We start from the raw sequence: 11419 nt of genomic DNA, 5'->3' as shown, positions 1-11419 counted from the left end.
GCCAACTCCGTCCGAACGGGTGTTCAGACCGATGCGGCTTCGAGACGCGGATGTGACGTGGAAGCCTGGGTCGACCGCAATCGACGGAATCGGACCACGGCAACGACGGCGGCAACAGCGGCGAGGATCACCAACGGCAGTGACGGACCCATCGTGGGTTCGATGACAACCAGGAGCACCGGCAGACCGAATCCGAGATAGGTGCCGACGTAGAAGATCCCGGTCAACGCGCCCCGTGACGCCGGGGGAGCCAGCGACTCGAGGTCGAGCAGTCCCTCACGCAGGCACAGTCCGTAGGCGGTGCCGAGGACGAGCGCGCAGACGATGAACAAACCGAGCGCGGGGTGTGCGCCGCCGACCGCGACCAGAAGGTATCCGAGCGCCGCGAGCGAGGCGCCGACCGTGCCGGCCTGAGGACCCCAATTGCGATGGCGCGCAGCAGTTTGAACCAGGATTCCAGCACCCAAGGTCAGCGCCGCCGCGAAACCCGGAAGGAGAGGACCGGAGTAGCGGTCCCCGAGCCTGGCCGTCATGGTCACGAAAGACACTGTTGCGCTGGCGAACACCCATGGCGCCAACGGAAGTGCCCAGAGCAGTGCGCCCTTCACATTGGTTCCCGACCGCTCTGCACGGTCGGGAACCTGTGTGAACGTCGCAGCTTTGGTGGGAGCAGGAGTACGACTCCACACAGCCGCCGCGGCAACCGAACCCACCGACAAGACGGCCGAGACGACAAAGGGCGTAGCGAGTGGGAAGGCGGCAAATTGTGCCAACAGACCCGAAAACAGTGGTCCCAGTGCAAAGCCCGAGGTGAGTACGACGCCCGCCATCACGGTTCCGGACTTGCCACGAAGGTCACCTGCCCACGCGGTACCGGCGCCGATTGCCAGACCGGCACCGATACCGACAACGAGGCGCCCGACCATGAGCCCGGGCGAGTCGTGCCAGAGAAGAAGAATCACGGTTCCGAGCGAGGCTATGAGCGCACCGGGCAGAACGACTACGGCTCGGCCGACGCGGTCCGACAGTGCTCCACCGGTCAACAGGCCGGGCAGGAGTCCGAGCGCGTAGATACCGAAAACGCCATCGAGTACGGCATGAGAGAGGCCCTCGTCCACCCGGAGAACCGGGATGAGCGAGGCAAAGTGGTTGGCGGCCCAACCCGTCGAAAGTAGTACGGCCAGTACCGAGATGAACCCGCGACGGGATGGATCGCCCATACCGGCAGCTTAGGCGGGCACCAGATCGCTCACGTTGGCGAGGAGTTCGAACGTGCGCAACCATGCCTCGCGGTTGGTGCCGGTCGACACCGTGATCAGCTCGTCGGCCTGCGCATGCTCGGTGAACTCGTCGAGGTAGGCGCGGACCTCCGTAGGCGTGCCGATGGCGCTGTACTTGGTCATTTGCAGAACCTGCTGACCGGCGGGGGAGTCGAGCAGCATGTCCGCTTCGTCGTCCGTGAATTTGCGTCCACGCCCGAGAAGAAGACTGACGCGCGAACGCTTGGCCGCGAGGAAGTCCTGCTGAGCCTGCTCATGGGTGTCGGCGGCGATGACGTTGACGCCGGCGATGACGTACGGCTCCGCCAACTGCTCCGACGGCTTGAACTCGCGTCGGTAGATTGCGACGGCGTCGCGCAGGGCGTTGGGGGCGAAGTGCGAGGCAAATGCATACGGCAGGCCGAGCATCGCGGCGAGCTTGGCGCCGAACAGTGACGATCCGAGAATGTAGAGCGGAACGTGAGTGCCCTTACCGGGAACGGCATTGATTCCGGGGACGCGCGAGGTGTCGCCGAGGTAACCCTGAAGCTCGAGTACGTCCTGCGGGAAGCTGTCGGAAGAACTCGGGTCGCGTCGCAAAGCCTGCATCGTCTTCTGATCACTACCGGGCGCGCGGCCGAGGCCGAGGTCGATGCGCCCCGGGTGCAGAGTCTCGAGCGTGCCGAACTGCTCGGCGATCGTCAGCGGTGCGTGGTTGGGAAGCATGATGCCACCGGCGCCGAGGCGGATTTTGCTGGTGTGCGCGGCGACGTGGCTGATCAGAACGCTGGTTGCCGAAGACGCGATGGAGCCCATGTTGTGGTGCTCGGCGTACCAGATTCGCTTGTAGCCCCACTCCTCGGCTCGCTGCGCCAAGGTCACGCTGGCGTCGAAGCTGTCTTTGGCGGTTTCGTTGTCGCCGATATGGGCGAGGTCGAGGATGGAAAGTGGGACGGCCATGAATGTGGTGCCTTTCTCAGCGAATAGAACGCAAGTGTCGTTGGAAGGTGCAACGATCTGGCCGGCTTTCCTATTTCCCCCTGGTCAACGCCCACGGATGGCGGCGGGAGGAGAAGGCATCAAGTCTTTGTCTCAATTTCGGTCATTTCGGATATTTCGGGTGAAAGTGGGGGCTAGATTTCCCGAATCGGAGGTTCTTTCGCATTCCAAGTGAATCGAGACCAGCATGACCACTGATCGGAAGGCTGTAAACAAGCGCAAAGTACGTGCATTGCTTGCCGGAGGACTTGTCCTCGGTATCGGCGCCGCTGTCACCTTGGCGGCGTGGACAGACAACGTTTTCGGCGACGCGCAGTTCAAGACGGGAAGTTGGAATCTCCAGGGCAGCTTCGACGGACTGACGACCTGGGGTGAGTATCAAGTGGACGCTTCCGCCGGCCACTTCCAATTCAGCACGGGATTCGACGCACTCTCACCCGGAACGACGGTATACGCGCCGGTAGCGCTTCGGATCGGTCCCACGGCCAGCACTTCCGGCGCGACGGTACAACTACTCGGTGCGACAGGCGGTGATGCCGACCTCAAACCTGCTCTGCGGTACTCGGTGTATCGAGGTGTCCCCTCCACGACCTGCACGGCGGCGGGAATTGGAGCAGGCACAGCATGGGTAGGCACCACAGCCAGTCCGGTGGCCTTGACGGCAGGTTCGGGTTCGGACGTCGCCTTGCTGGGCACGGGTGTGCCGGTGGAACTGTGCTTCGCGGTCACGCTGCCTGCCGGAGTCGACCCTTCGATCGTGTCGGGCAAGAACACCGGGCGCTTGCTCTGGCAGTTCACCGGCCAGTCCACCCCCTGACGCCTGCGTGGTCACAAGGCGAATGCGTCAGGTGTACGCACTAGCGGCTTCGGGACTCGCCCTGGGTATCGGTGCAACCACCGTGGCTGCCAGTTGGGTGGACAGCACGATGGGCGATGCATCGTTTCGCACTGGAACATTCGGAATCGAGTCGAACGTCGGCGGTGGATGGTCGTCGCATTCATCCAGTGGCCCTGGCGTTTTCACGTACACGCCCTCGGCGCTCCTGATTCGCCCCGGCGCGTTCTCGTACGGCCCGATATCGCTTCGAACAGTGCCGGTCTCGCCGGCCGCATCCGTCACTCTGCAGGCGGCCACGGTTGCCGGCGACCCCACTCTGGCGTCGGCGCTGCGGTATCGGGTGGTCAAGTCGACGACTTGTGATGCGTCAGCCTTCTCCACGGGAACACCACAATTCGTGGTGGGAAGCGCGACGGTGTTTCCGTCGCTCTCAATTGGTTCCGCAGCCGGGGCCATCGCGCTACCCACCGGTGGAGTGTCCCCGGGAGCTCCGGTGGCGCTGTGCTTCGAGATTTCACTGCCCGGAACCTCGGCGAATTGGAGTAATCCGGCGTTGATCAGTAAGACAGCAACTCCCACTTGGCAGTTCAGTGCAACACCCTGAAGGAGCTGCAATGCCAACACGTGCCCGGACAACACATGCCCGGACGAAGAAGCGCTCGGTCCCCACGCTCATCGGGGACTGCATCCTTCAGGTTCTTGCAGTCGGTGGGGTCATCTGTATCGCTTTGGTGATCTGTGCCTTCGCCTTCGACATCACACTGATCATGTTCAAGACGGGTTCGATGTCGCCGACCATTCCGACGGGTTCGCTCGCCGTTGTGCGTGAAGTACCTGCGGATTCCGTCGAGGTTGGCGACGTCGTCACCGTCGATCGGGGAGTGTCCGAACTGCCGGTGACCCACCGGGTCGTCTCCGCTCGTACCCAGGACAACGGCATCACGATTCTCGATCTCAAGGGTGATGCCAACGCCTCGGCTGATCCCGCGGTATACGAGGTCACCACGGTCCGAAAGGTGCTCTGGCACGTTCCGGGATTGGCGCGGGTGATCGTCTACTTCTCGAATCCTCTTGTTCTGGGGGCGATCACGCTGACCATGGCCGCTTTGGTGGTCGCCGTATTCTGGCCGCGCAATACCGATGACGACGATGCCGACTCGGCCGACCCGAAAACCGAACCCATTCAGGTTCTTCTACCGCCAGACGGCGGTAGACAATGAAGCGTCGCCACCTGTTCTCAATCATCGTATTGGCAGTTGCGGTTGTTCTGGGCTCTGGTTTCTCGTCTCACCCACTACTCGGTGAGACAGACGCGGCGTGGACAGACTCCGAGTACGTTACCGGCCCGATTTCCACCGGCTCATGGACGACGAGTGGGTACGGCAGAGGCGCCGGCGGGCTCGGGTTGTCCAGTGGCGGAATCGTGATCGATCTTTTCGGCAGTTCGATGTTCGAAGGTGTTTCACAACAGAACACGATTGGAAAGGACCTGGACACAACCAATCTGGTGGTTGCAAAGCTGCTGGGTGTCAACTCGTTGTCCCGGACCGGATCGATCTCGTCGTGCGCTGCCTACTCGGTCGGGCAGCCTGCGAGCGGCCGCTGCCAGTCGGCAATTGTTTCGGATACCGATTCGACGTCGACACTCACATCGATGACCGTGACAGTGAACTTGCTGTCTCTACTGGGGATTGATCTGGTAAGTGCGCCGATAGTCACTGTGGCATCGCCGATTACGGCCGGGGCCGCGTGCGATATCTCGAACAGGGCATCGGTATCGGCGAGTAGCCCTACGAATCAGGTGACGGTGGGATCTCGCGTCCTCACGATTCCACAGCCTGCCGAGAACGCATCGGTGACGGTGACAGGGGCGGACGCCACTGTGAATGCCGCTGGATTGGCGACGATTCAATACACGAACATCAAGCTCGTGAGCACGCGAACGTCCACGGCAACAACGGCGCAATCGACGCTGAGCGTGAGTCTTTCGATGGCAGCTTTTGCGATTCTGGGGGCGCAGATACTGGGCACCACAAACGTCGCGTTCAATCTTGTAACGGCCCAATGCGGAATTGGCAGCGCGACATACCCGGTCACGCCGCTGAGCCTCCCAACCGGATTTGCTGCGCGTGCGGTCAGCCCGACGCCTACTTCGGTGAGCGAACCCCCGTCATCGACGACTTCTTCGACCACAGCAGCTGAGAACACGGCAGCTGAGAACACTGCAGGGATGACGACCACCGCGTCTGTGCCGACACCGACAGCAACCCCGACATCGACAGCAACCCCGACAACGACGGCAACCCCGACAACGACGGCAACCCCGACAACGACGGCTACACCAACCACGAGTACACCGGCTCCGGCGGACCCGATCGGGACAGTAATCCAGGGGCCGGTCGGTTCGAGTATCTCCGCCTTCACCACGGATGACGGACTCACCTGCGAGGTTGCTCCTGATGCGGACTACTCGCGCGAAGTTGCAGTCGAATGCTCGGACGGCACAACGGGTACGGTCCCCGGTTCTGAACTCGGCCCGCAGCCAACCGTAGCGGGGGAGTACCTGCTGGTCCCCCTGACGAGAGACCACGTCACCGAAGTAGTCACCCTGAAGTCAGCGACACGACGCTGATCAGTTCCGCACAGCGTTGGCCATTGCGGCCAACGAGAGGGCCTGCCGAGCGCGGTCGAGGACGACCGTGCGAGAGCTGTCGATGTGCGATACCAGTGCCTCGTGCGCTTGCGGAATCTTGCCGTCGAGCACCAGCTCGACGACGGAGATATGTTCGTCCACGGTGGCCTTCATACGGTCGGGAGTCAGGTAGTCGAACATCCGCACGGGGCGCAGTTTCGAGTTGACGGCCTGAAGAGCGTCGACCAACGCGTGGTTTCCGGACGAGGCGAGGAGCGCGATGTGGAACTCCTCGTCGAGCGTCACGAAACCGGCGTCCGGTACCGGCATCTGTGTGCGAAACGCGTACCACCTGTCGAGCTCGGAACCGAGCGCGTCTCGATCATGAGCGGGGGCCTCACCGTCGAGTACCCGACGGAGCCCGTGCACCTCGAGGAGTATGCGCAGCTCGTAGAGGCCACCCAACTCGTCGAGGTGCGGTCGGTACGGAAAGAGCCCGTGTTCGTCCCGCTCGACCAGCCCGTCGGATTCCAACTTCGCGAGCGCCTCGCGGACCGGTGTTCGCGAGACACCGTACAGATGAGCCAACCGTTCTTCGCCGAGCCGTTCGGATGGGGCGATCTGGCCCGACATCAGATCGCTTCGGATCGACCGATAGACCTGCTCGCGCAGCGGCGGGCGCACACTCATGTCAGATTGCCATCGCTCGACGAACCGCGTCGGTGGACGTGGTGCCGCCCTCACCGGTCGAGGTCACGTGTCCGGCCGCGAGAATGCTGTAATGCTGCGCAGATTGGAGTGCGAAACCGATGTGCTGCTCGACGAGGAGGACACCGAGATCGCCGCGTTCGGTGAGTTCCATGACGGTCCTTTCGATTTCGGCGACCACGTTGGGCTGAATGCCCTCGGTCGGCTCGTCCAGAATGAGGATCTTGGGCTCGGTGATCAGGGCGCGAGCGATGGCAAGCTGTTGTCGCTGCCCACCGGAGAGAAGTCCCGCGCGACGGTCGAGGAGTGTGGTGAGCGCGGGAAACAGATCCAATGCCTCTGCGATGAGTGCCTTTCCGCGTTTGCGCCCGTCGGCGACCACCCGAAGATTCTCGGCAGTCGTCAGTTGTCCGAACGACTGCTGACCCTGCGGTACGTAGGCGAGTCCGCGAGCGACGCGGGCGCTCGGCCGTAATCCGGTGATGTCCTCACCGTTCAGAAGTACCTTTCCCCGTGTGGGTTTGATCAGACCGACGGCGGCGCGCAGCAAGGTGGTTTTACCCGCACCGTTGTGACCCATGACTGCCGCAACCCCGTCACTGGGAACCAGCAGGGAAATGCCGTGGATCACTTCGGTACGTCCGTAGCCGGCGCGGATGTCGACGAGTTCGAGCATGATTCAGTCCTCCGGGGTCGGTTCGGTGTCGGCGCCGAGATCTGTTCCGGCAGCGGCTGTGCCGAGGTAGACCTCTTGCACCTTGGGGTCGGCTTGAACCTCCGCCACAGTTCCTTCGGCAAGCACTTTCCCAGCGGCGAGCACCGTGACGGACGTGGCGAAGGATCGCATGAAGTCCATGTCGTGCTCGACCACGACGACGGTTCGCGCACCGCCGATGCGCCGCAGAAGGTTCCCGGTCTCCTCGCGCTCCTCGAGGCTCATGCCTGCGACGGGCTCGTCGAGCAGGAGCACGGAACAGTTCTGTACCAACAACATTCCGATTTCGAGCCACTGCTTCTGCCCGTGCGCCAGGATGCCCGCGGCAGTGTTCCTGAGGTGCTCCAACCCAGTTGTCTCCAGAGCCTCTTCGATCTCGGGAAGCACACCTTTGCGTTTTCTGAGCAGGTTCCACGGTGATCGGCCGGCTCCGGCCGCGATATCGAGATTCTGCAGTACCGAGAGCTCTTCGAAGACGCTTGCCGTCTGGAAGGTTCGTCCGACGCCGAGACGGGCGATCTTGTGAACCTTCTTGCCGAGCAGCTGCTCGCCGGACTTCGTGATCGAACCCGTCGCGGGAACGAGTCCGGTGATGGCGTCGACCAGCGTTGTCTTTCCCGCCCCGTTCGGGCCGATGAGAAACCTGAGGTCGCCCTGCATGAGGGTCAAGTCGACGCCGTCGACGGCCTTGAAACCGTCGAAGCTGACCGAAAGGTTCCGTACTTCGAGGTACTCGGACGACATTCCGGCGTTGCCGCCCAGTGCCGGTGTGGGTTCGCTGATGGCGGTTGTGTTGGTCATGACGACACCTCCACTGGTTCGGGTTGGGAGACCTTGACCGGCGGGTCGGCCGGGGTCTCACGCTTCTTGCGGTGGCGCATCAGGGCGAACAGTCCGGCCACACCTGCCGGGAAGAACCCGACAACGACGATGAACATCAACCCTTGTGCGTAGATCCATCCCGAAGGGAGTTTCTCCGAGAACGTCGACTGTGCCCACGCGACGCCGATCGCACCCAGTACAGGACCGAGAAGCGTTGCGCGGCCGCCGATCGCTACCCCGATGAGGAAGGCGATGGACGGGACGATCCCGACGTCGGCGGGGGAGATGATGCCCACGATCGGAACGAACAGCGCGCCGGCGATACCGGCGAGGAACGCCGCGGTCACGTAGGCGACCAGTTTGATGTTCGCCGGATCGTATCCGAGGAAACGTACGCGCTCCTCTTGATCGCGGACGGCGACGAGGAGTTCGCCGTATCGGGAGTTCATCAGCTGGCGAATCAGGGCGACCGATGCGAGAAGAACTCCGGCGGCGATGAAGAACAACATCTGCTTGTTCGCCGGATCATTGAGGTTGAAACCGAAGAACGTGCGAAAGCGGTTGAGGCCGTTGCTGCCACCGATCGACTGCTGGCCGATCAAGAGGATCGCGAAAGCCGCGGCGAGTGCCTGCGAGAGGATCGCGAAGTACGCGCCCTTGACTCTCCGCTTGAACACACCGAGCCCGAGCAGAAAGGCAACAGCGGCCGGCAGGAAAAGGATCGCGAAGATCGCCACGAATGGCGAGGCGAACGGTTGCCAGTATCCCGGAAGTTCGGTCTTGCCGGCGATGGACATGAAGTCCGGGACCGCGTCGCCCTTGAGTTCGGCATCGGCGATCTTGAGGTGCATCGCCATCACGTATGCGCCGATTCCGAAGAACACGCCCTGGCCGAGCGTGAGCATTCCGCCTCTGCCCCAGGCTAAACCGATGCCGACAGCGACTATGGCAAAGCACAGGAATTTGGCCAACAGTGACAGTCTGAAGTCCGAGAGCACAGCCGGAGCGATGGCGAACAGCACGATTGCGGCGAGTGCAAAACCGCCCCACACCCGAATTCGGGAGTTGTTCAGGATGCTCATACGAGGCTCCTCGTCTTGACTGCGAACAGGCCCTGTGGCCGAACTTGAAGGAAGACGACGATGATGACGAACACGATCACCTTCGCGATCGACGCCGTCGTCGAGTACTCGATGAACGAGTTCAAGATGCCGAGGGCGAAGGCTGCGATCACAGCTCCCTTCATCTGACCGAGACCGCCGACAACAACAACCAGGAAGGCGTCGATCAGATACGACTGGCCGATGGTCGGGCTGGTGGAACCGATGAGCGTCAACGCCACACCCGCGACTCCGGCGAGCCCGGAACCGAGGAAGAAGGTCGTGATGTCCGTACGACGAGAAGAGATTCCGCTCGTCTCGGCCAGATCGCGATTCTGGACGACGGCCCGGATGCGTCTACCCATCGACGACTGCTTCAGTGCGACCGAAAGCGCGATCACCGCTGCGATCGCCAACACCAGAATGAAGATGCGGGTTTTCGGTACCACGGCGCCGAAAATATCGACCCCGCCCGAAAGCCAGCTCGGCGCCGAAACATTGACTGCGGGCGCGCCGAAGATGTCGCGCGCCAACTGCTGAAGAATCAATCCGACGCCGAAGGTCACCAACAGCGTGTCGAGGGGTCGGTGGTACATCCGCGATACCAGGACCACTTCGAGCACGACACCCATCAGTCCGCCGACGACGAAACCGACGAGCAGAGAAATGATCAACGATCCCGTTGCATTCGAGATCACCTGCTGCACTACGTATGCGGTGTACGAGCCGGCCATGATGAACTCGCCGTGTGCCATGTTGATGACACCCATCTGCCCGAACGTGAGAGACAATCCCAACGCTGCCAACAGGAGAATCGATCCGATACTCAAACCCGTGAACAACTGTCCGATCACAACATCCATGACAGACGCTCCACCTCTCTACTCGTCGATTCCGTCAATTCCGCCTTTCGTCGATCAGCTGCCGAGTCCCTCGGCCCAGGGGTAGTTCTTCAGGTACGGATCCGGCTCGATCGGCTGTCCCGAATCCCAGACCGTGTAGATCAGTCCGTCGGAACGGATTTCGCCGATTCGGGCAGTCTTGGTGATGTGATGGTTGTCGCCGTCGATGGTGACGAGTCCTTCGGGTGCCTGGAAGGTCACACCGTCGGCGTTGTCCTGAATATCCTTGACCGCAAACGAGTTGGCCTTCTCGACGGTGTTCTTCCAGAGGTAGACGGAGGTGTATGCCGCTTCCATCGGATCGGACGTCGGCTTGTCCTGGCCGAACTTCGCCTTGTACGCCGCGACGAACTTCTTGTTCTCGGGGGAGTCGATGGTCTGGTAGTAGTTCCACGCCGTCAGCTGGCCTTCGACGTTCTGGACTCCGATACCGCCGACCTCTTCCTCCGCAATGGAGACGGAGACGACGGGCATGTCGGCGGGCTTCAGGCCGACATTCGAGTATTCACGGAAGAACGCAACATTGGAATCGCCGTTGAGTGTGTTGAACACGGCATCCGCGTCGGCAGTGCGGACCTTGTTCACGATGGTCGAGAAGTCGGTCGAACCCAATGGCGTGTAATCCTCGCCCTTGATCTCGATGCCGTTTGCTGCCGCGTATGCCTTGATGATGCGGTTGGCGGTCTGCGGGAACACGTAGTCGCTGCCGACCAGATACAGCGACTTGACGCCCTTCTCCTTCAGGTAATCCAGAGCCGGGATGATCTGCTGGTTGGTCGTTGCACCCGTGTAGAAGATGTTCTTCGAATCTTCCAGTCCCTCGTACTGGACCGGGTAGTAGAGCAGAGAGTTGTTGTCCTCGAACACGGGCAGCATGGCCTTGCGGCTCGAGGAGGTCCAGCCACCGAAAACTGCTGCGACGCAATCGCTGCTGATCAGTTTCTCGGCCTTCTCGGCGAACACTGTCGGCTCCGACGCGCCGTCCTCTGCCACGATCTGGATCTTCTTGCCCAGCACACCGCCGGAATCGTTGATCTCCTGCACCGCCAACGAGATGGAGTCGCGGACCGTCACTTCACTGATGGCCATGGTGCCCGAGAGTGAATTCAGGGAACCGACCTTGATCGTGTCTCCCGAGGTGTCGACGCACGACGTAGCCGTCGAATCTCCCGATGCGGTGTCTGTCGCCTTGCTTCCGCAGCCGGTGAGAACCAAGCCCAGCGCGGCGAGAGCGGCCGGCGCGGCAAGGGTGCGCTTCGAGAAGGTTCGCATGTACGGGCCTTTCGTGTCGATGGCTCTGGCAGACAATGGCTCTGACAGATCTGTATCCGGAGTGCGTATACAACGCTGTATTCGTCGAGTGCACAGAGTAGGTGGAAGTTGTTGCGGTGGAATGACTGTCGATGACAAGTGTGTGTCCGGTGTTTCGATTGGGTATCCAGGA

Annotated in this window: 12 protein-coding genes; 3 read left to right on the top strand and 9 right to left on the bottom strand. The window is 61.8% G+C overall.

All coding sequences use genetic code 11. From position 1 onward, the window contains the following. Nucleotides 1–23 precede the first annotated feature (23 nt). The gene (locus I7X09_RS06110) at nucleotides 24–1220 is read right to left on the bottom strand and encodes an MFS transporter (RefSeq protein ID WP_200316019.1); all 1197 of its coding nucleotides are present in this window, start codon (nucleotides 1218–1220) and stop codon (nucleotides 24–26) included. Nucleotides 1221–1229: 9 nt separating this feature from the next. Then, nucleotides 1230–2219, bottom strand: a complete 990-nt coding sequence (locus I7X09_RS06105; protein WP_200316017.1) for an LLM class flavin-dependent oxidoreductase — start codon at nucleotides 2217–2219, stop codon at nucleotides 1230–1232. 226 nt (nucleotides 2220–2445) lie between these two features. Here I7X09_RS06105 and I7X09_RS06100 point away from each other — a divergent pair, with 226 nt between their 5' ends. The 3 genes from I7X09_RS06100 to I7X09_RS06090 are packed head-to-tail and all read left to right on the top strand — an operon-like array spanning nucleotide 2446 to nucleotide 4316. Next, on the top strand, nucleotides 2446–3075 hold the full coding sequence (locus I7X09_RS06100) for a SipW-dependent-type signal peptide-containing protein (protein ID WP_166810656.1): 630 nt from the start codon (nucleotides 2446–2448) through the stop codon (nucleotides 3073–3075). 22 nt (nucleotides 3076–3097) lie between these two features. After that, nucleotides 3098–3700, top strand: coding sequence for a hypothetical protein (locus I7X09_RS06095; protein WP_200317687.1), 603 nt, complete (start codon nucleotides 3098–3100; stop codon nucleotides 3698–3700). Nucleotides 3701–3710: 10 nt separating this feature from the next. Next, entirely contained in the window at nucleotides 3711–4316 is a 606-nt protein-coding gene (locus tag I7X09_RS06090) for a signal peptidase I (protein ID WP_166810657.1), read from the top strand. 688 nt (nucleotides 4317–5004) lie between these two features. Here I7X09_RS06090 and I7X09_RS06085 read toward each other — a convergent pair. The 7 genes from I7X09_RS06085 to urtA form a co-directional block, all read right to left on the bottom strand. Continuing rightward, entirely contained in the window at nucleotides 5005–5538 is a 534-nt protein-coding gene (locus I7X09_RS06085; protein ID WP_166810574.1) for a hypothetical protein, read from the bottom strand. A gap of 190 nt (nucleotides 5539–5728) precedes the next feature. After that, the gene (locus I7X09_RS06080) at nucleotides 5729–6418 is read right to left on the bottom strand and encodes a GntR family transcriptional regulator (RefSeq protein WP_200316015.1); all 690 of its coding nucleotides are present in this window, start codon (nucleotides 6416–6418) and stop codon (nucleotides 5729–5731) included. 1 nt (nucleotide 6419) lies between these two features. Beyond that, a complete protein-coding gene (urtE, locus tag I7X09_RS06075; RefSeq protein WP_200316013.1) occupies nucleotides 6420–7112 on the bottom strand; it encodes an urea ABC transporter ATP-binding subunit UrtE in 693 nt (230 codons plus the stop codon). A gap of 3 nt (nucleotides 7113–7115) precedes the next feature. After that, nucleotides 7116–7952, bottom strand: coding sequence for an urea ABC transporter ATP-binding protein UrtD (urtD, locus tag I7X09_RS06070; protein ID WP_200316011.1), 837 nt, complete (start codon nucleotides 7950–7952; stop codon nucleotides 7116–7118). Beyond that, a complete protein-coding gene (gene urtC / locus I7X09_RS06065; RefSeq protein WP_021333894.1) occupies nucleotides 7949–9055 on the bottom strand; it encodes an urea ABC transporter permease subunit UrtC in 1107 nt (368 codons plus the stop codon). The genes urtD and urtC overlap by 4 nt, the downstream gene beginning before the upstream one ends. Next, entirely contained in the window at nucleotides 9052–9936 is an 885-nt protein-coding gene (urtB, locus tag I7X09_RS06060; RefSeq protein ID WP_003941514.1) for an urea ABC transporter permease subunit UrtB, read from the bottom strand. The genes urtC and urtB overlap by 4 nt, the downstream gene beginning before the upstream one ends. A gap of 54 nt (nucleotides 9937–9990) precedes the next feature. Beyond that, the gene (urtA, locus tag I7X09_RS06055) at nucleotides 9991–11247 is read right to left on the bottom strand and encodes an urea ABC transporter substrate-binding protein (RefSeq protein WP_007735391.1); all 1257 of its coding nucleotides are present in this window, start codon (nucleotides 11245–11247) and stop codon (nucleotides 9991–9993) included. Between the last annotated feature and the right edge of the window lie 172 nt (nucleotides 11248–11419).

It is taken from the genome of Rhodococcus sp. P-2 (genome assembly GCF_016598535.1).
GTDB lineage: Bacteria > Actinomycetota > Actinomycetes > Mycobacteriales > Mycobacteriaceae > Rhodococcus_F > Rhodococcus_F baikonurensis.
The sequence above is the reverse complement of the archived record's forward strand: the minus strand, read 5'-3'. Positions and strand labels throughout refer to the sequence as shown.

Coding starts and splice junctions, on each gene's coding strand:
- I7X09_RS06110 (WP_200316019.1), bottom strand. CDS start 1,220: ATGGGCGATCCATCCCGTCGCGGGTTCATCTCGGTACTGGCCGTACTA.
- I7X09_RS06105 (WP_200316017.1), bottom strand. CDS start 2,219: ATGGCCGTCCCACTTTCCATCCTCGACCTCGCCCATATCGGCGACAAC.
- I7X09_RS06100 (WP_166810656.1), top strand. CDS start 2,446: ATGACCACTGATCGGAAGGCTGTAAACAAGCGCAAAGTACGTGCATTG.
- I7X09_RS06095 (WP_200317687.1), top strand. CDS start 3,098: ATGCGTCAGGTGTACGCACTAGCGGCTTCGGGACTCGCCCTGGGTATC.
- I7X09_RS06090 (WP_166810657.1), top strand. CDS start 3,711: ATGCCAACACGTGCCCGGACAACACATGCCCGGACGAAGAAGCGCTCG.
- I7X09_RS06080 (WP_200316015.1), bottom strand. CDS start 6,418: ATGAGTGTGCGCCCGCCGCTGCGCGAGCAGGTCTATCGGTCGATCCGA.
- urtE (WP_200316013.1), bottom strand. CDS start 7,112: ATGCTCGAACTCGTCGACATCCGCGCCGGCTACGGACGTACCGAAGTG.
- urtD (WP_200316011.1), bottom strand. CDS start 7,952: ATGACCAACACAACCGCCATCAGCGAACCCACACCGGCACTGGGCGGC.
- urtC (WP_021333894.1), bottom strand. CDS start 9,055: ATGAGCATCCTGAACAACTCCCGAATTCGGGTGTGGGGCGGTTTTGCA.
- urtB (WP_003941514.1), bottom strand. CDS start 9,936: ATGGATGTTGTGATCGGACAGTTGTTCACGGGTTTGAGTATCGGATCG.
- urtA (WP_007735391.1), bottom strand. CDS start 11,247: ATGCGAACCTTCTCGAAGCGCACCCTTGCCGCGCCGGCCGCTCTCGCC.